This is a genomic window from Streptomyces sp. 549 (genome assembly GCF_030124175.1).
GTDB lineage: Bacteria > Actinomycetota > Actinomycetes > Streptomycetales > Streptomycetaceae > Streptomyces.
Genome location: NZ_JASKMT010000011.1, coordinates 35,897 through 52,443, shown reverse-complemented (window position 1 = coordinate 52,443; position 16,547 = coordinate 35,897). Strand labels below are relative to the sequence as shown.

Here is a 16,547-nt window from a genome sequence, read left to right as displayed (position 1 = left end):
TGCTCGGGGCTGCGCACAATCGTCCGCATGCTGTTGGGTCGGCGCGTTCCGGGCCGGTCGACGTCACCCGGGCAGATCAGGAACAGGTCCTGGCGGCACTCACCGAATCCGCGGACGCCCTGCCGTATGCGCCGCGCCGCAGCCCGACGGTTCGGCGCCTGGTCGTCCGCCAGCTCGGTCGCTTCGAGGCCTACGATGCCTACGAGGCAGTACCCCACCGCCAGCCCGTAGGCGCCGCCGGCCCCGCACCGAACGTCACCCGGCTGAACTGACGAGGTACGGGTTACGGGAGTGTGTAGAGCGAGGGAGTCCGGCGCGCCAGGCGGTATGCGTCGATCTCCCGGTGCGGGGCAAGCAGGGTGAGCGAGGAGTGGATCCGCTCGGCGTCGTAGCGGCGGCGCGGACGCGGGTACCCCGCCAGGGCGGAGGGCACGTACAGCGACACCAGGTACTCCTCGGCGTCACGTCCCATGTCCTCGGCGACGCAGGAGTCCACGGCCAGGCGTACTTGTTCCTGGAGCGGTGTCCGGTCCCAGTCCCGCTGCCACCACCACAGCCGGTCCGCGTACTCCGCCTCGTAGCGCCGCAGCAGCACCTGGTGGACCCAGCGGGACACCAGCTCGGCGGGGCCCCTACACTCCATCCCCCTTACGTCCAGGGGTCGTTGCGGCCACTGGAACAGGGAAGTTCAGTCGCAGGCGGCGGATGGGATCGTCGCGGTTGATGTCCACCTGAACCGGGGGCGGGCTGCCACTGGTCGCCCTTGTGTGGATCCCGCCGCGGTCACGTGCAGGCCGGGCACAAGCCGCGGTAGGTGACCTCCACCGAGCCGACGGTGAACCCGAACCGCTCTGCCTCGGGCAGGTCGGCGAGGGCACTGCCGTCCGGGTGGACGTCGCGGACCGTGCCGCAGCCGGAGCACACCAGGTGCTGGTGGGGGCGGCGCGCGTTCGGGTCGTAGCGTTTGGCCCGGCCCACGGTGGAGACCTCCAGCACCTCGCCGATGGCGACGAGTTCCCCCAGCGTGTTGTAGACGGTTGCGCGGGAGATCTCGGGCAGTCGCGCGGCGGCACGCAGATGTACCTCGTCGGCCGTCAGATGTACGTGCTCGCCGTCGAGGACCTCCGCGACGACGCGCCGCTGTGAGGTCAACCGCCAGCCACGGCCCCGTAGCCGTTGAAGGAGGGCGCTCATCCCGTTTCACCCGCTCCGCTTCGCGGGGACGCGCGCCCCCGCGAAGGATCAAGGACGCCGCGCCCCGGCCGGTATGCTTTTAGTGCACTTCTTGACTTGGACGAAGTCCATCGTAGGATCGATCTCGGCGACATCCAAGAGACAGGAAGGCTCCGGTACGGCAGCAGAGACACGTGACGGGGCACCGCCGGTCAACCGCGCAGTGCCGCCCACCGGCCGAGCGCCATGCTCGTCGCACCGCCCCGATCCTCCGGTCCGGTGCTCTGTGAGACGTGACGGGCGGCCTGCGGCGATGCCCTGGCACACGGTGTGCCCCTTCTGCACGGCCTGAATCCTCCTCCCACGTTCAGCGCCCCCATGACCCGCCGGGTCCGGAAGGATTGCCATGACCGAGAACCACGAGTCGCATGTCTTCGATCCCGTCACCCCGGATTCACCCGAGACGGCCGTCCCCGAGGTGCCAGAGGCGCAGGCGAGCGGCTGCCCCGTGACCCACGGCCGCGCGGCGCACCCCACTCAGGGCGGGGGGAACCGCCAGTGGTGGCCGGACCGCCTCAACCTGAAGATCCTTGCCAAGAACCCCGCCGTGGCGAACCCGCTCGGTGCGGACTTCGACTACGCGGCCGCGTTCCAGAGTCTCGACCTGCCCGCGGTGAAGCGGGACATCGCCGAGGTGCTCAGCACGTCGCAGGACTGGTGGCCGGCCGACTTCGGCAACTACGGACCGCTGATGGTCCGGATGGCCTGGCACAGCGCCGGCACGTACCGCATCAGCGACGGCCGCGGTGGCGCGGGTGCCGGCCAGCAGCGCTTCGCCCCGCTGAACAGCTGGCCGGACAACGGCAACCTGGACAAGGCCCGCCGTCTGCTGTGGCCGGTCAAGAAGAAGTACGGCCAGGCGCTGTCCTGGGCCGACCTGATGATCCTCACCGGCAACGTCGCCCTGGAGACCATGGGCCTGAAGACCTTCGGCTTCGCCGGTGGCCGTGAGGACGTCTGGGAGTCGGAGGAGGACGTCTACTGGGGTCCGGAGACCACCTGGCTCGACGACGAGCGCTACACCGGCGACCGTGAGCTGGAGAACCCGCTCGGCGCGGTCCAGATGGGCTTGATCTACGTCAATCCCGAGGGCCCCAACGGCAACCCGGACCCGATCGCGGCCGCCCGCGACATCCGCGAGACGTTCCGCCGGATGGCGATGAACGACGAGGAGACCGTCGCGCTCATCGCCGGTGGCCACACCTTCGGCAAGACGCACGGCGCGGGTCCGGCCGAGAGCGTCGGCGCGGACCCCGAGGGCGCCCCGCTGGAGGAGCAGGGCCTGGGCTGGCGCAGCTCGTACGGGACGGGCAAGGGCCCGGACGCCATCACCAGCGGTCTGGAGGTGACCTGGACCAGCACCCCGACCAAGTGGGGCAACGAGTTCTTCCACAACCTCTTCGCCTACGAGTACGAGCTGACCGAGTCCCCGGCCGGTGCACGCCAGTGGGTCGCCAAGGACGCGGAGGCGACCATCCCGGACGCGCACGACGCGTCGAGGAAGCACAGGCCGCAGATGCTCACCACCGACCTGTCGCTGCGCTTCGACCCGGCCTACGAGCAGATCTCGCGCCGGTTCCACGACAATCCCGAGGAGTTCGCGGACGCCTTCGCGCGCGCCTGGTACAAGCTGACGCACCGCGACATGGGCCCGATCCAGCGCTACCTGGGCGCCGAGGTGCCCTCCGAGGTGCTGCTGTGGCAGGACCCGCTGCCCGCGCGCACCAGTGAGCTGCCGGACGCCGCGGAGATCGCCGCGCTCAAGGAGCTGGTCCTCGCCACGGACCTGACGGTGGCGCAGCTGGTCTCGGCCGCCTGGGCCTCGGCCGCGTCCTTCCGCGGCAGCGACAAGCGCGGCGGTGCCAACGGCGCACGGGTCCGCCTGGAGCCGCAGCGCGGCTGGGAGGCGAATGACCCGGACGAACTGGCCCAGGTCCTGCGCGCCCTGGAAGGTGTCCAGGAGTCCTTCAACGCCAAGGGCGGCAAGCAGGTCTCGCTGGCCGACCTGATCGTCCTCGCGGGCAGCGCGGCCGTCGAACAGGCGGCCAGGAACGCCGGCGTCGAGGTGGAGGTGCCGTTCACCCCGGGCCGGGTCGACGCCACCCAGGACCAGACGGACATCGAGTCCTTCGCCGCCCTGGAACCCGCGTACGACGGGTTCCGCAACTACGCCGGCAAGGGGAGCCGCCTGCCCGCCGAGTACCTGCTCCTCGACCGGGCCAACCTGCTGACGCTGAGCGCCCCGGAGACCACCGTCCTGGTCGGCGGTCTGCGCGTGCTGGGAGCCAACACCGGCGGCTCGAAGCACGGCGTCCTCACCGATCGCCCCGGCACGCTGACCAACGACTTCTTCGTGAACCTGCTCGACCTGGGCACCACCTGGAAATCGACGTCGTCGGCGCAGGACGAGTTCGAGGCCCGCGACGCAAGCGGCCAGGTCAGGTGGACCGGTACCCGAGCCGACCTGGTCTTCGGTTCCCACTCCGAACTCCGGGCCCTCGCCGAGGTCTACGCAAGCGACGACGCGCAGCAGAAGTTCGTCACGGACTTCGTCGCCGCCTGGACCAAAGTCATGAACCTCGACCGCTTCGACCTGGTCTGACCGCACCCGACAACCAGTCCGCCACACGGGTTGCCGGCACATAGCGGCTGTGGGGTCGGTGCGTGCGCGCACCGACCCCACAGCTTCTCCGGTTCTGTCAGAGCGAGGGAGGAACCGGCGACCGCACCGCAGGACGATCCTGACCTCCCTGTGTCATGCCAGAAAACTCAGCCGCAGGCGGCGGTCCGGGTTGTCGCGGTTGGTGTCGACCAGGCAGACCGACTGCCAGGTGCCCAGTTCGAGGCGGCCGTCGAGCACCGGGAGGGTGGCGTGCGGCGGGACGAGGGCCGGCAGGACGTGGTCACGGCCGTGGCCGTGGCTGCCGTGCTGGTGCTCCCAGCGGTCGTCCGCGGGCAGCAGTTCCCGCAGTGCGGCGAGCAGGTCGCTGTCGCTTCCGGCACCGGTCTCCAGCACCGCGACACCCGCCGTGGCGTGCGGGACGAAGACGTTCAGCAGCCCGTCCCGGCCGGTGGCGACCTCCCGGAGGAAGGACACGCAGTGCCGGGTGACGTCGAGCACGGTCTCGTCGGAGCCGGTGGTGAGGTCGATGACACGGGTGCTGAAGCGATCGCTCATGGTTCCATCCTGCATCGGTGTGCGGGAAGCGCAACGGGCGGCCCGTGGTTGTTTGAAGCATGAACAACGTAGAGGTGCTGGTTGTCGGCGCCGGCCAGGCAGGGCTGTCCAGTGCGTACCACCTGCGCCGGATCGGCCTTGAGCCCGGACCCGGCTTCGTGGTGCTGGACCACTCCCCCGCACCCGGCGGGGCCTGGCAGTTCCGCTGGCCGAGCCTCACCTACGGCAAGGTCCACGGCATGCACGCGCTGCCCGGCATGGAGCTGGCCGGTGCTGACGAGAGCCGGCCGTCGTCCGAGGTGATCGGTGACTACTTCGCCCGGTACGAGCACACCTTCGGCCTGCCGGTGCTGCGACCGGTGGACGTCCGCGGCGTCCACCCGGCGGCGGACGGCAGGCTGCGGGCGGAGACCTCGGCCGGCACCTGGTCGGCTCGTGCACTGGTGAACGCGACCGGCACCTGGGGCCGGCCCTTCTGGCCGGCGGTACCCGGAGGCGACTCGTTCCGGGGGCGGCAGCTGCACACGGCGCACTACCCGGGCCCGGAGGCGTTCACCGGGAAGCGGGTGGTGGTGATCGGCGGAGGCACCTCGGCGGTGCAGCACCTGCTGGAGATCTCCGATGTGGCCTCAGAGACGGTGTGGGTGACCCGACGCCCGCCGGTCTTCCGGGAGGAGCCATTCGGCCAGGACCAGGGACGGGAGGCCGTGGCCCTGGTCGAGCGCCGGGTACGCCAGGGCCTGCCGCCGCAGAGCGTGGTGTCGGTGACGGGGCTGCCGATGACGGACGCCATGCGCGCGGCGCGTGAGCGCGGTGTGCTGGACCGGCGCCCCATGTTCGCCCGGGTGGTCCCGGAGGGCGTCGAGTGGGCGGACGGAACACGTACCGAGGCGGACGTCCTGCTGTGGGCCACCGGCTTCCGGGCCGCCATCGACCACCTCGCGCCGCTGCGGCTGCGGGAGCGGGGCGGCGGCGTCCGACTCGACGGCACCCGGTCGGTGCGCGACCCACGGGTGCACCTGGTGGGGTACGGCCCTTCGGCAAGCACCATCGGAGCCAACCGGGCGGGCCGCGCAGCAGCCCGGGAGATCCGGCGACTCCTCGGAGACACCCGGACTTCCGAGCATCGGAGCGGGCGATCACCCGAGCGCGAGGAGGACACGGAACTGGCCGTCCGGTAGCTGCGGGACACGTGCTGTTCACGGCGTGCAAGCGACGACCCGCAGACCGCGACTGCGCCCCAGCCGGTTCGGGACATTTCGCCACCACATCACCCGCCCACGCGACCGCACGAACACGGGCGCAGTGCACGAACGTTGGCACCTTGGTGCCCCACCCCTCGTTATCCCTCGACCTGCCACCCCTCCCACCAGGCACAACAGTGCGGGTGGCTGGATCTGGACGACGGGACGCAAGTTTCTTGCGGAGGTTTCTGAATTCTCTTGCAGACGCGAGAGAGTGAGAGCGCATCACTTTCGAGGCAACCGAGGAGAAGCCATGCCGACCAGCCGCCTGCACCGCCGCGCGTTCGCCCTCATCGGCGGACTCGCTCTCGCAGCCGCCCCCTGTCTGCCCGCGTCGGCAGCCGCGGCGCCCGCCGCGTCCGCACCGCACGCTCAGCACGACCCGCAGACCCAGCACGAGACGTCGTGCGTGACCGTGAACGCGGGATGGCGCTATGCCTTCGCCACCAACGGCTGCGCCTACCCGATGACGGTCCGGGTGGCCTACGCCGACCAGGACACCGCCGCCTGCCGTGTCCTCGAGCCGGGACAGGTGGCGACGTTCCCCGGCTACGGACCCGGCGAGTACCGCCCGCCGCGCGTGGAAGCCTGCTGAGTGGACCGCCGGGCCGAGCCGGACCCCCGGGGCCACGGAGCGCCCCGTGGGTCCCTCCGCGGAGCCGCACCGCGGGTCTCCGGCCCAGGAGGACGGACCGGCACCCCCGGAGGGCGGTGGGGCCGGGGGTGTGCGCAGCCGGTCACGCAAGGCGGCACCCCCGGACAGCCAGCCGTACTGCCCAGGTACGGACCTCTTGTACTGCATCTTGGACACGAAATACGAAGTCACACCCCGGTGTTCTTCCCGCAGCCGTGTCTCTGCTGCCATGCTCCGTTCACGTGCCGGACAGCACCTCAGTGCGAACTGAGGACACTTGTTCAGACAAGTGTCGTTCACTTTGGCTCATGGGAGATACCGTGTTCAGACCTTCCGCCCGCAGCGCCGCCGCCGTGCTCGGCGTTGCCGTCCTCTCCGCCGTCACCGCCTGCGGTGCCGCACCTGCCGAGTCGGCCGGGACCGGCGACGCGGCCAAGGCGTCCACTGCCGAATCCGTCAAGGACTTCGGCGGCATGAAGGACCTCGTGGCGGCTGCCGAGAAGGAGGGCAAGCTCAACGTCATCGCGCTGCCGCCGGACTGGGCGAACTACGGCGAGGTCATCAAGGCCTTCGAAGCCAAGTACAAGATCAAGATCAACAGCGAGAACCCGGATGCCTCAAGCTCCGACGAGATCGCCGCGGTCAAGGCCCGCAAGGGCCAGAAGCGCGCCCCTGACGTGCTCGACCTGGGTATCGCGTTCGCCCGCAGCGGCGCCCAGGAGGGCTTGTTCGCCCCCTACCGGGTGACCGCCTGGGACAAGATCGCCGACACCCAGAAGGACCCGGAGGCGCGCTGGTACAACGACTACGGCGGCTACGTCTCCATCGGGTGCGACGCCAAGCGCATCAAGACCTGCCCGGAGACCTTCGCCGACCTGCTCAAGCCCGAGTACAAGGGCAAGGTGGCCCTCAACGGCAACCCGACCAAGTCGGGATCGGCGTTCGCCGGCGTCTACGCGGCGGCCCTTGCCAACGGCGGCTCGTTCGGCGACATGAAGCCCGGCATCGACTTCTTCGGCAAGCTGAAGAAGAGCGGCAACTTCATCCCCGTGGAGTCGACGCCCGCAACCGTCGAGAAGGGTGAGACGCCCATCAGCATCGACTGGGACTACCTGAACGCCGGTTACGCCGACCAGTTCAAGGACAAGGGTGTCGACTGGCGGACCACCGTCCCCAGTGACGGCGTCTTCGCCCAGTACTACTCCCAGGCCGTCAACAAGGAGGCCCCCAACCCGGCCGCCGCCCGCCTGTGGATGGAGTTCCTGTACAGCGCGGAGGGCCAGAACCTGTGGCTCAAGGGCTACGCCCGTCCCGTGCTGCTGCCGCAGATGATCGAGGACGGCACGGCCGACAAGACCTTCGTCGAGAAGCTTCCGCAGGTCGAGGGCACCCCTGAGTTCCCCTCCTCCGAGGAGAACGACAAGGCGCAGAAGACGCTGGCCGACAACTGGGACAAGGCCGTTTCCTGATGGTTTCCCCCGTCCTGTCCGGCACGGGGACCGCCGGCGGCGCGAGCCGCCGGCGGGCGGGGCGGCCGCACTGGCTCGCCGCGCTCCCGCTGCTGCTGTTCACCGGGCTCTGCTTCGGCGTCCCGGTCTCCGCCCTGCTCTACGGGGCCGTGACCTCCACCGACCCGGCGTCGGGCGCGACCTCGTTCACCACCGAGCACCTTCAGCGGTCGCTGGACGGCGCCTACCTCGGCTCGCTCACCGGCAGCGTGCAGCTGTCGGCGCTGACCGCGGTCATCGGCTCCGTCCTGGGCCTGCTCATCGCACAGGCCGTCGTCACCTCGCCGTCCAGACGGCTGCGTGAGGCGGTGCTGACCGCCTCGGGGGTGCTGGCCAACTTCGGCGGGGTGCCGCTGGCGTTCGCGTTCATCGCCACGCTGGGCATCTCCGGCGTGGTGACACAGCTTGCCGACCTCGGCAGCATGGGCTGGAACCTGTACTCCTTCACCGGCCTGGCCGTGGTGTACCTCTACTTCCTGACCCCGCTGATGGTGCTGGTCATCATTCCCGCCCTGGACGGTCTGCGCCCGCAGTGGCGCGAGGCCGCGCAGAACGCGGGTGCGACCACCGGCCAGTTCTGGCGGCACGTCGGCCTGCCGGTACTGGCGCCCTCGCTGCTGGGCGGGTTCGTGCTGCTCTTCGGCAGCGCGTTCGCCGCTCACGCCACCGCCGCCGCCCTGGTGGGCGGCTCGGTGCCGCTGGTCACCCTCAAGATCGCTGACGCGCTGTCGGGCAACGTGCTGGTCGGCCAGGAGAACGTGGCGCTCGCACTCAGCCTCGACATGATCGTGATCGCCGCGCTTGTCATGGCGGTGTACCTCCCCCTCCAGCGACGGAGTGCCCGATGGCTGCACTGACCCCCACCGCCCCGGCACCCGCCGGGCCGGTCGCCGGCTCCCCCGAGCCGTCCACCGCACGGCCGGCCCGGCGCCGGCCCAGGGTGTGGCGCGGTCTGGTGCTGGCGCTGGCCGGCGCGTACTTCCTGGTGCCGCTGCTGTCCTCGTTCATCTTCACCGTGCACACGCCGGGGCAGGGCGTCTCCTTCGACGCCTACACCGGCATCCTCAGCGCACCCGGCTTCATCAGCAGTCTGACGCTGTCGCTCGGCCTCGCAGCCGCCACCATCACCCTGTCGCTGCTGCTTGCGGTGCCCGCGCTGGTCGCGGTGCGGCTGGGCGCACCCCGGCTGCGGCCGGTGGTCGAGGTGATGTGCATGATGCCGCTGGTCGTCCCGCCGATCGCCCTCGTCGCCGGCATCAACACGGTGCTGCGCTGGGGGCCGGAGCAGTTGGCGACGACCCCGCTGTACCAGACCTTCATGGCGGTGCAGAACGAGACGTTCCCCGTGGTGCTGGTGCTGGCCTACACGGTCCTGGCGCTGCCGTTCGTCTACCGGTCTCTGGACGCCGGCCTGCGAGCGATCGACGTACCCACCCTGGTGGAGGCGGCCCGCAACTGCGGGGCGAGCTGGCCGGAGGTCATCGGCCGGGTGCTGCTGCCCAACCTGCGGTCGGCACTGTCCGGCGCCGCCTTCCTCACCCTGGCACTGGTCCTGGGCGAGTTCACCATCGCCTCGCTGCTGGGTTACCAGCCCTTCGCGGTGTGGATCGTCTCGATATCCGGGTCGCAGGCCCGCATGTCGGTGGCCGTCTCCGTGCTGAGCCTGCTCATCACCTGGGCGCTGCTGCTGGTGCTGTCCCGCGCCGGTGCCGCCCCGCGAAACGCCGGTGCCACGCCGGCCGCCCCCTCGTCCCGCAAGGAGAAGTGACCCATGACCTCAGCCACCACGGAGCGGCCCGCAGCCGCTGCCGGCACCGGAGCTCGGGTCGAATTCCGCAACCTGCGGCGCTCGTTCGGGCACACCGTCGCCCTCGACGGCCTCGACCTGACCGTCGAGCCGGGTGAACTGCTGGCGCTGCTCGGCCCGTCGGGCTGCGGCAAGACCACCGCGCTGCGCGTACTCGCCGGGTTCGAGCAGCCCGACTCCGGTGAAGTCCTCGTGGACGGCGCCGACATCACCGGCGTTCCGGCCAACCGCCGCGACGCCGGCATGGTCTTCCAGTCGTACAGCCTGTTCCCCAACCTGAGCGCCCGCGACAACGTGGCGTTCGGGTTGCGGGTGCGCAAGGTGGCGACCGCGAAGCGGCACGCCCGCGCCGCGGAACTGCTCGAACTGGTCGGACTGCCGGACCACGGCGACCGCTTCCCGCACCAGATGTCCGGCGGCCAGCAGCAGCGGGTCGCGCTGGCGCGGGCGCTGGCCCTCCAGCCGCGGGTGCTGCTGCTCGACGAGCCGCTGTCCGCTCTCGACGCCAAGGTCAGGCTGACCCTGCGCGAGGAGATCCGCCGCCTCCAGTTGTCGCTCGGCATCACCACGGTGTTCGTGACGCACGACCAGGAGGAGGCGCTGTCCATGGCCGACCGGGTCGCGGTGCTCAGCGCGGGACGGCTGGAGCAGTGCGCCGCGCCCGCCGACCTGTACCGGCGGCCGGCGACGCCGTTCGTCGCCGAGTTCGTCGGCATGATGAACCGGCTACCGGGCCGGATGGCGGGCACTGGGCAGGTGGAGGTCGCCGGGAGCACCCTGCCCGTCGACGGCGAGCAGCCCGCCGGGGCGCAGGCGGACGTGAAGGTCCTGGTGCGGCCGGAGCACGTCACCGTCACCGCCGACCCGCAGGGCACCGCCACGGTGGTGTCGGCGTCGTTCTTCGGCTCGGTCACCCGGGTCCTGCTGGACCTGGCGGACGGCACCCCGGTGAAGGCCGACCTGCCGTCGCACGACGCGGACGCGCTCGCCCCGGGTGTCTCGGCGACGGTCGGCCTGGCGCAGCGGCCCGTGCTGGTGCTGCCCGCGGACGCCGGCTGAACCCTTCGCCGTGTCCGGACGGTCGCCCAACCGGCGTCCGGACACGGCGAATCGGCGGGCCGATTGAGCAACCTGCCTCCTGCACGCGTATGCGTGGTGAGAGGGAGCGCGCGGGTGCGCTTCCGCACAGGAGGTCAGATCCTTGAGTCACCGACGAGTGAACACACGCATCGGAGTCACGGCCGGCGCAGCCGTAGCAGCCGCAGCGGCAATCGCGGGGGCGGCGATCCTGATCCCCAGCGCCCAGGCGGGACAGGACCAGCCACCGGAGCCGCGGGCGCTGAGCCAGCCCGACGCGGCCCAGCTGGGTACCGAACTCGCCGACGGACTGGGCGAGTCGGCCGCCGGGTGGTACTTCGACGGTGACTCGGGCCGCCTGGTGATGAACGTGACCGACGAGGACGCCGCCCGCGAGGCCCGCGAGCAGGGCGCCGAGCCCAGAATCGTGCAGAACAGCATGGCGTCGCTGCGCGCGGCCACCGGGACGCTGCGCCAGCAGGCCCGGATCCCCGGCACCGCTTGGTCCATCGACCCGCGCACCAACAAGGTGGTGGTCGTCGCCGACAGCACCGTCACCGGCGACACCTGGAACTCGCTCACCGCCGTCACCGACCGCATGGGCGACTCCGTCACCGTGAAGCGCTCCGAGGGCGAGTTCAAACCGTTCGCCGACGGCGGCGACGCCATCTTCGGTGGCGGCTCCCGCTGTTCGCTGGGCTTCAACGTGACGGTGAACGGCGCCAAGGCGTTCCTGACCGCCGGCCACTGCGGGCAGGTGGGCCAGAGGTGGACCGCCGACCAGGCGGGCAACGCACCGCTGGGCACCACCGTCGTGTCGCAGTTCCCCGGCGCCGACTTCGCGCTTGTCGGCTACGACGACCAGAACGCCGACGCACCCAGCACGGTCGACCTGAAGAACGGCGACGTACAGGCGATCAACCGGGTGGAGGAGGCGTCGGTGGGCATGCCGGTGCAGCGCAGCGGCAGCACCACCGGGCTCAGCCAGGGCACGGTCACCGGTCTGAACGCCACCGTCAACTACGGCAACGGCGACATCGTCGACGGCCTCATCCAGACCGACGTCTGTGCGGAACCCGGCGACAGCGGCGGCTCGATGTTCTCCGGTGACGCGGCGGTCGGTCTGACATCCGGCGGCAGCGGCGACTGCACCAACGGAGGCGTCACGTTCTTCCAGCCCGTCTCGACGGCGCTCGCCGCCGTCGACGGCCGCATAGGCGACGGCAGCTGAGCCGCGGCCGACCGGCGGCCGGCGTACCGGTGAGGTGATCGGCCCGGGTCCGGGAGGCGGATGTCCTCCCGGGCCCTGGCCCGGGCACCGGTGCGTCCAGACGCCCGGGCGCGGCGGGCGTCAGTCGGCGACGAGGCCGAGTTCGGCGCAGTCCTTGCGGTAGTCCTTCGTGCAGATCTGCTGCACGGAGTAGACGCCGTCCTCAACGACCGTGTCCCGGATGTTGGCGCCGGTGACGGTGACCGGTTCCAACTGGGCGGCGGGGATGTTGGTGTTGGTGGGGCTGTTCACCAGGTGCGGCGTGAGGATCTGGAAGAACTTGTCGTTCGTCAGCCGCACGGCGATCTCCGCGGTGGTCTCGGCCAGCGGCACCAGCGGCTTGTAGACCGTGAAGGCCTGCTCGCCTGCCACGATGCGCTGCAGCCCGGCGAGTTCGGCGTCCTGCCCGCCGACCGGCTTCCCCGACACGTCGGCGTTGTCCAGAGCGGCGATGACGCCTGCGGCCATGCCGTCGTTGGCGGAGTAGACGGCGTCGAACCCGCTCGGGCCGAGCGACTTGATCGCGTCGGCCATGTTCTCGCCGGCGAGCTTGGGGTCCCAGCCGTCGATGTCCTCCTCGAAGACGACCTCCACCTCCTTGTCGAGCGCCTCGTGGGCACCGGCCTTGAAGTCGGCGGAGTTGGGGTCGCTGGGCGATCCGTTGATCATGACGACCCGCGGGGTGGCCGTCTCGCCGTCGAGCGCGTCCAGGACCGCGCGGCCCTGGAGGTGGCCGACACGGAAGTTGTCGTAGGAGACGTAGGCGACGATGTCGCCCTGGGCGAGCCGGTCGTAGGCCACGACGGGCACACCGCGCTCCTTGGCCTGCTTGACCCACGGCGCGGTGGCGGTGGCGTCCACCGGGTCCAGTACGAGCACGTCGACGCCCTTGTCGAGCATGGCGTCGAACTGCTGCTTCTGCGTGGTGGCGTCGTCCTCGGCGTTGGCGTACTCGAAGCCGCACTCCGGGCACAGCTCCTTGACCTTCGCCTCCATGGCCGGGCGGTCGAAAGCCTCGTACCGGGCGGTGGCGTTCTCCGGCAGCAGCAACCCGATGGTCTTGCCCGAGCCACTGCCGCCGTCGGTCTGTCCGCACGCCGCGAGCGCGGTGGCCATGGCCAAGCTGGTCGTGCCCACCAGGGCACGCCTGAGATACCGCATAAGTGCGTCACTTCCTTGTGGGCCTTACGTTTCGGCCGCGTGTGGAGGAGTGAACGCCAGGCGTCACACGGACGTCAATGCCTAGACGATCAGGATCCGGTAAGGGGTCGGAGACGCCCGGCCGCGGGGGCGCGCCTCCGGAGTGGTTTTCACGTATCGGACAAGGCGGTTGGCGTGCGGCGCCGTCCGTGCGCAGATGAGTACGGCTACTCATGTGAGCAGTGACACACCCCTCCAAGCTGGGGTCATGACAAATCCCGTGCAGCGCCCCACCACCGCCGCGTTCTACGTCCAGGCCGTGCTTTCCTTCGCGCTCTCGCTCGTCGCCGTCGTCCTGGGTGTGGTGTACATGCCGCTGGGCGCGTGGGAGCGGGGCTTCCTGGGGCTCGGTGTGCTCTTCCTGGTGTCGTCCTCGTTCACGCTCGCCAAGTGCGTGCGGGACCGGCAGGAGCTCCTGGAGGTGTCCACCCGGGTGGACAAGGCCCGGATGGACAAGCTGCTGACCGAGCACGACCCGTTCGACGTGAAGACCCTCTGACGCCGGTGCGGCACTCAGGCGGCGCCGGTAAAATCCGCCCATGGCCGCACGTTTCAAGGACCTGGCGCTGGACGCCGTCGACCACCAGTCGCTCGCCGACTGGTGGTGCGCGGCACTGGGGTACGCCCGGCGCGGCGCACCCTCCGGCACGCTTCCGCCGGCACCCGAGTGGCCGGTGCCCATCCACGACCCGCGCGGCCAGGGGCCGCTCATCTGGCTCAACCCGGTGCCCGAGCCGAAGACGGTCAAGAACCGCATGCATCTCGACGTCTGGGGCGACGTGGACGAGCTGCTCGCGCTGGGCGCGACCCTGGTGCGGCGCCGCACCGCGGAATCCGAGTGGGACGTCCTGGCCGACCCCGAGGGCAACGAGTTCTGCGTCTTCCGCCCCGACCCGCACGCCGGGCACAGCCTGCCCGGCCGCCGCTGAACCGCCCGCCTGCGGCGGTTCGTCTGTGAAGGAGCACGGCTTTGCCGGTGGTCATCGACACGGTCGCGTGGATCGTGCTGCACGAGGGGCGCATCCTGGGCACGCGCACCCGGGGCAGGGAGCTGTTCTACATCCCCGGCGGCAAGCGCCACTCGGGTGAGAGCGACGTGCAGACGCTGCTGCGCGAGACCGAGGAGGAGCTGGCAGTGGCCCTGCGGCCGCTCAGTGCCCGCCACTACGGCACGTACGAGGCGCCCGCCGACGGGCACGGCGCCGGGGCCGTGGTGCGCATGGCCTGCTACACAGCCGACCACCGCGGCGTGCCGGTGCCCAGCGGTGAGATCGAGGAGGTCCGCTGGCTGGGCTACGCGGACCGCGACCGCACCGCGCCCGTCGACCGGCTGGTCTTCGACGACCTGCGCGCGGAGGGCGTGCTGCGGTGACGGGCCCCTGCTGGGGCGCACCCGGGCAGCCCGTCCCGGCGGCGGCCGGGCGATGCCGTCAGGAGGGGACGTCGGCCGGCTTCCACAGCCGGTCGCCGCGCGGTTCGGAGCCGGCGTCCGGGCCGCTGACGGCGTCGCGGCGGATCAGCGCCGCGTAACGGCCGTCCAGGGCCAGCAGCGCGCTGTGGGTGCCGCGTTCGGCGATCTGCCCGCCGTCGAGCACCACGATCTGGTCGGCGTCGCGCACGGTGGAGAGGCGGTGCGCGATGGTGAGTGTGGTGCGGCCGGCGGAGAGCTCGTCCACCGCGCGCTGCACGGCCTGCTCGGTGCGGGTGTCCAGGGCGCTGGTCGCCTCGTCGAGAATGAGCACCGGCGGGTCGCGCAGGATGGTGCGGGCGATGGCCAGGCGCTGCTTCTCGCCACCGGAGAACCGGTAGCCGCGTTCCCCGACCAGGGTGTCGTAGCCCTCTGGCAGCGACTGGATGTGGTCGTGGATCTGCGCCGTCCTGGCGGCGGCGATGATCTCCTCGTCGTCGGCACCCGGCTTGGCGAACCGCAGGTTGTCCGCCACCGAGGCGTGGAAGAGGTAGGTCTCCTGGGAGACGACACCCACCGCTGCCGCCAGCGAGTCGAAGCCGAGGTCCCGCACGTCGACGCCGTCCAGCGTGACGCGGCCCCCGGTGACGTCGTACAGCCGCGGAACGAGGTAGCTGAGGGTGCTCTTGCCGGAGCCGGTCGCGCCCACCACGGCCAGGCTGGAGCCCGCGGGCACGGTCAGGTCGATGCCGCTGAGCGCGGGCGGTCCGCCCGGCTCGTAGGAGAAGGTGACGTTCTCGAAGCGGACCTCACCGCGCACCTTCTCCAGGCGGACCGGGTCGGTCCGTTCGGTGATGTCCACGCGAAGGTCGAGGTACTCGAAGATGCGCTGGAACAGGGCCAGGGACGCCTGGATGTCGACGCCGGTGTTGAGCAGCGACACCGCGGGCCGCAGCAGGCCCTGCTGGAGGGTGACGAACGCGACGAGCGTGCCGATCGACAGGGCCGGGCCGCCCACCTGGAGCATGAGTCCGGCCGCCCAGTACAGCACGGCCGGGATGGCCGCCATGATGATGCCGATGGTCGCCATCCGCCAGCGCCCGGCCATGCTGGAGCGGATCTCCAGACCGGCCAGCCGCTCCGACTCGCCGCTGAAGTCGGCGGTGAGCGAGTCGGCCCGCCCCATGGTGCGGCCCAGCAGGATGCCGCTGACGGACAGCGACTCGGTGACCATCGCCGCCATCGAGGCCATCTGCCTCTGCCGTTCGCCGGTGATGCGCTTGCGTTCCCGACCGACCCGGCGGCTGATCCACACGAACAGCGGCAGCAGCGCCAGGGAGACGAGTGTCAGCCGCCAGTCCAGCGCCAGCATGGCCACGACGGTCGCCACCACGCTGGTGCTGTTGGAGACGAGCGAGGTGGCGGTGGAGGTGACGGTGGCCTGCATGCTGCCGATGTCGTTGGCGATGCGGGACTGCACCTCGCCGGTGCGGGTCCGGGTGAAGAAGGCCAGCGGCATCTGCTGGAGGCGCGCGTAGACGCCGGTGCGCAGGTCGTGCATGACCCGCTGGCCGACGGTGGTCGAGATCAGCGTCTGGAGCACGCCGAATACGCTGGTGAGCACGGCGGTGGCGATCATGCCGAGTGCCAGCAGGGTCAGCAGGCCGGTGCGCTGCTCGGGGATCGCCACGTCGAGGATCTCGCGCAGCAGGAACGGCGAGGCGACACCGACCAGTGACGCCGCGGCCACCAGCAGCCCGACCACGAGCAGCCGCCCCCGGTAGGGGCGGAACAGCCGCACGATGCGGCGCAGCTCGACGGGCTCGGTGGGGCGGGGGGCGGGTGGTGTCCAGCGTGGTTCGTCGGAATGCATGGGCTCCTGCGGTTCGGGACGGGATCCGGCGGTGGTGGGCGGCCCGGTGGACGGACGGCTCGTCGGCAAGGGTAGCCGACTGTTACCTATACTCACAATGAACCTTGTCCTGTTA

16 protein-coding genes are annotated in these 16,547 nt (G+C 70.9%); 11 read left to right on the top strand and 5 right to left on the bottom strand.

What is annotated here, in order from left to right:
* Positions 1-283: 283 nt before the first annotated feature.
* Both QNO07_RS14815 and QNO07_RS14810 read right to left on the bottom strand, forming a co-directional pair.
* A complete protein-coding gene (locus QNO07_RS14815; RefSeq protein ID WP_283992463.1) occupies positions 284-643 on the bottom strand; it encodes a hypothetical protein in 360 nt (119 codons plus the stop codon).
* Positions 644-783: 140 nt separating this feature from the next.
* Positions 784-1,194, bottom strand: a complete 411-nt coding sequence (locus tag QNO07_RS14810; RefSeq protein ID WP_283992462.1) for a Fur family transcriptional regulator — start codon at positions 1,192-1,194, stop codon at positions 784-786.
* Positions 1,195-1,579: 385 nt separating this feature from the next.
* Here QNO07_RS14810 and katG point away from each other — a divergent pair, with 385 nt between their 5' ends.
* Positions 1,580-3,835, top strand: coding sequence for a catalase/peroxidase HPI (gene katG / locus QNO07_RS14805; RefSeq protein ID WP_283992461.1), 2,256 nt, complete (start codon positions 1,580-1,582; stop codon positions 3,833-3,835).
* Positions 3,836-3,988: 153 nt separating this feature from the next.
* On the opposite strand, the gene QNO07_RS14800 is transcribed toward katG, so the two are convergent.
* Positions 3,989-4,411 carry a secondary thiamine-phosphate synthase enzyme YjbQ gene (locus QNO07_RS14800; protein WP_283992460.1) on the bottom strand — a complete coding sequence of 141 codons (423 nt, stop codon included), beginning with the start codon at positions 4,409-4,411 and terminating at the stop codon, positions 3,989-3,991.
* A gap of 59 nt (positions 4,412-4,470) precedes the next feature.
* Between QNO07_RS14800 and QNO07_RS14795 the strand changes: the two genes are divergently transcribed.
* The 7 genes from QNO07_RS14795 to QNO07_RS14765 all read left to right on the top strand — a co-directional run bounded on the left by QNO07_RS14795 (position 4,471) and on the right by QNO07_RS14765 (position 11,912).
* Positions 4,471-5,592, top strand: a complete 1,122-nt coding sequence (locus QNO07_RS14795; RefSeq protein WP_283992459.1) for an NAD(P)-binding domain-containing protein — start codon at positions 4,471-4,473, stop codon at positions 5,590-5,592.
* A gap of 316 nt (positions 5,593-5,908) precedes the next feature.
* The gene (locus QNO07_RS14790; RefSeq protein WP_283992458.1) at positions 5,909-6,250 is read left to right on the top strand and encodes an alpha-amylase inhibitor; all 342 of its coding nucleotides are present in this window, start codon (positions 5,909-5,911) and stop codon (positions 6,248-6,250) included.
* Positions 6,251-6,597: 347 nt separating this feature from the next.
* The gene (locus QNO07_RS14785; protein ID WP_283992457.1) at positions 6,598-7,758 is read left to right on the top strand and encodes an ABC transporter substrate-binding protein; all 1,161 of its coding nucleotides are present in this window, start codon (positions 6,598-6,600) and stop codon (positions 7,756-7,758) included.
* Positions 7,758-8,654: an ABC transporter permease gene (locus tag QNO07_RS14780; RefSeq protein ID WP_283992456.1), complete on the top strand. Its 897-nt coding sequence runs from the start codon at positions 7,758-7,760 to the stop codon at positions 8,652-8,654. The genes QNO07_RS14785 and QNO07_RS14780 overlap by 1 nt, the downstream gene beginning before the upstream one ends.
* Positions 8,642-9,565, top strand: coding sequence for an ABC transporter permease (locus tag QNO07_RS14775; protein ID WP_283992455.1), 924 nt, complete (start codon positions 8,642-8,644; stop codon positions 9,563-9,565). The genes QNO07_RS14780 and QNO07_RS14775 overlap by 13 nt, the downstream gene beginning before the upstream one ends.
* A 3-nt stretch (positions 9,566-9,568) precedes the next feature.
* Positions 9,569-10,663 carry an ABC transporter ATP-binding protein gene (locus QNO07_RS14770; RefSeq protein WP_283992454.1) on the top strand — a complete coding sequence of 365 codons (1,095 nt, stop codon included), beginning with the start codon at positions 9,569-9,571 and terminating at the stop codon, positions 10,661-10,663.
* A gap of 157 nt (positions 10,664-10,820) precedes the next feature.
* The gene (locus QNO07_RS14765) at positions 10,821-11,912 is read left to right on the top strand and encodes a S1 family peptidase (RefSeq protein WP_283992453.1); all 1,092 of its coding nucleotides are present in this window, start codon (positions 10,821-10,823) and stop codon (positions 11,910-11,912) included.
* A 120-nt stretch (positions 11,913-12,032) separates the two neighbouring features.
* Here QNO07_RS14765 and QNO07_RS14760 read toward each other — a convergent pair whose 3' ends face one another.
* Entirely contained in the window at positions 12,033-13,112 is a 1,080-nt protein-coding gene (locus QNO07_RS14760) for a sugar ABC transporter substrate-binding protein (protein ID WP_283992452.1), read from the bottom strand.
* A gap of 247 nt (positions 13,113-13,359) precedes the next feature.
* On the opposite strand from QNO07_RS14760, the gene QNO07_RS14755 reads away from it, so the two are divergent.
* Genes QNO07_RS14755 through QNO07_RS14745 form a run of 3 tightly spaced genes read left to right on the top strand, consistent with a single transcriptional unit; the run spans position 13,360 to position 14,523 of the window.
* The gene (locus QNO07_RS14755) at positions 13,360-13,650 is read left to right on the top strand and encodes a YiaA/YiaB family inner membrane protein (protein WP_283992451.1); all 291 of its coding nucleotides are present in this window, start codon (positions 13,360-13,362) and stop codon (positions 13,648-13,650) included.
* 40 nt (positions 13,651-13,690) lie between these two features.
* Complete coding sequence (locus QNO07_RS14750; RefSeq protein WP_283992450.1) at positions 13,691-14,080, top strand: VOC family protein; 390 nt, start codon at positions 13,691-13,693, stop codon at positions 14,078-14,080.
* A 47-nt stretch (positions 14,081-14,127) separates the two neighbouring features.
* Positions 14,128-14,523 carry an NUDIX hydrolase gene (locus QNO07_RS14745; protein ID WP_349636836.1) on the top strand — a complete coding sequence of 132 codons (396 nt, stop codon included), beginning with the start codon at positions 14,128-14,130 and terminating at the stop codon, positions 14,521-14,523.
* Between the two features lie 58 nt (positions 14,524-14,581).
* On the opposite strand, the gene QNO07_RS14740 is transcribed toward QNO07_RS14745, so the two are convergent.
* Positions 14,582-16,432, bottom strand: coding sequence for an ABC transporter ATP-binding protein (locus tag QNO07_RS14740; protein ID WP_283992448.1), 1,851 nt, complete (start codon positions 16,430-16,432; stop codon positions 14,582-14,584).
* Between the last annotated feature and the right edge of the window lie 115 nt (positions 16,433-16,547).

Excerpts from the sequence above, each read along its gene's own strand:
- QNO07_RS14815 (WP_283992463.1), bottom strand. The coding sequence starts at position 643 with ATGGAGTGTAGGGGCCCCGCCGAGCTGGTGTCCCGCTGGGTCCACCAG.
- QNO07_RS14810 (WP_283992462.1), bottom strand. The coding sequence starts at position 1,194 with ATGAGCGCCCTCCTTCAACGGCTACGGGGCCGTGGCTGGCGGTTGACC.
- katG (WP_283992461.1), top strand. The coding sequence starts at position 1,580 with ATGACCGAGAACCACGAGTCGCATGTCTTCGATCCCGTCACCCCGGAT.
- QNO07_RS14800 (WP_283992460.1), bottom strand. The coding sequence starts at position 4,411 with ATGAGCGATCGCTTCAGCACCCGTGTCATCGACCTCACCACCGGCTCC.
- QNO07_RS14795 (WP_283992459.1), top strand. The coding sequence starts at position 4,471 with ATGAACAACGTAGAGGTGCTGGTTGTCGGCGCCGGCCAGGCAGGGCTG.
- QNO07_RS14790 (WP_283992458.1), top strand. The coding sequence starts at position 5,909 with ATGCCGACCAGCCGCCTGCACCGCCGCGCGTTCGCCCTCATCGGCGGA.
- QNO07_RS14785 (WP_283992457.1), top strand. The coding sequence starts at position 6,598 with ATGGGAGATACCGTGTTCAGACCTTCCGCCCGCAGCGCCGCCGCCGTG.
- QNO07_RS14780 (WP_283992456.1), top strand. The coding sequence starts at position 7,758 with ATGGTTTCCCCCGTCCTGTCCGGCACGGGGACCGCCGGCGGCGCGAGC.
- QNO07_RS14775 (WP_283992455.1), top strand. The coding sequence starts at position 8,642 with ATGGCTGCACTGACCCCCACCGCCCCGGCACCCGCCGGGCCGGTCGCC.
- QNO07_RS14770 (WP_283992454.1), top strand. The coding sequence starts at position 9,569 with ATGACCTCAGCCACCACGGAGCGGCCCGCAGCCGCTGCCGGCACCGGA.
- QNO07_RS14760 (WP_283992452.1), bottom strand. The coding sequence starts at position 13,112 with ATGCGGTATCTCAGGCGTGCCCTGGTGGGCACGACCAGCTTGGCCATG.
- QNO07_RS14755 (WP_283992451.1), top strand. The coding sequence starts at position 13,360 with ATGACAAATCCCGTGCAGCGCCCCACCACCGCCGCGTTCTACGTCCAG.
- QNO07_RS14750 (WP_283992450.1), top strand. The coding sequence starts at position 13,691 with ATGGCCGCACGTTTCAAGGACCTGGCGCTGGACGCCGTCGACCACCAG.
- QNO07_RS14740 (WP_283992448.1), bottom strand. The coding sequence starts at position 16,432 with ATGCATTCCGACGAACCACGCTGGACACCACCCGCCCCCCGCCCCACC.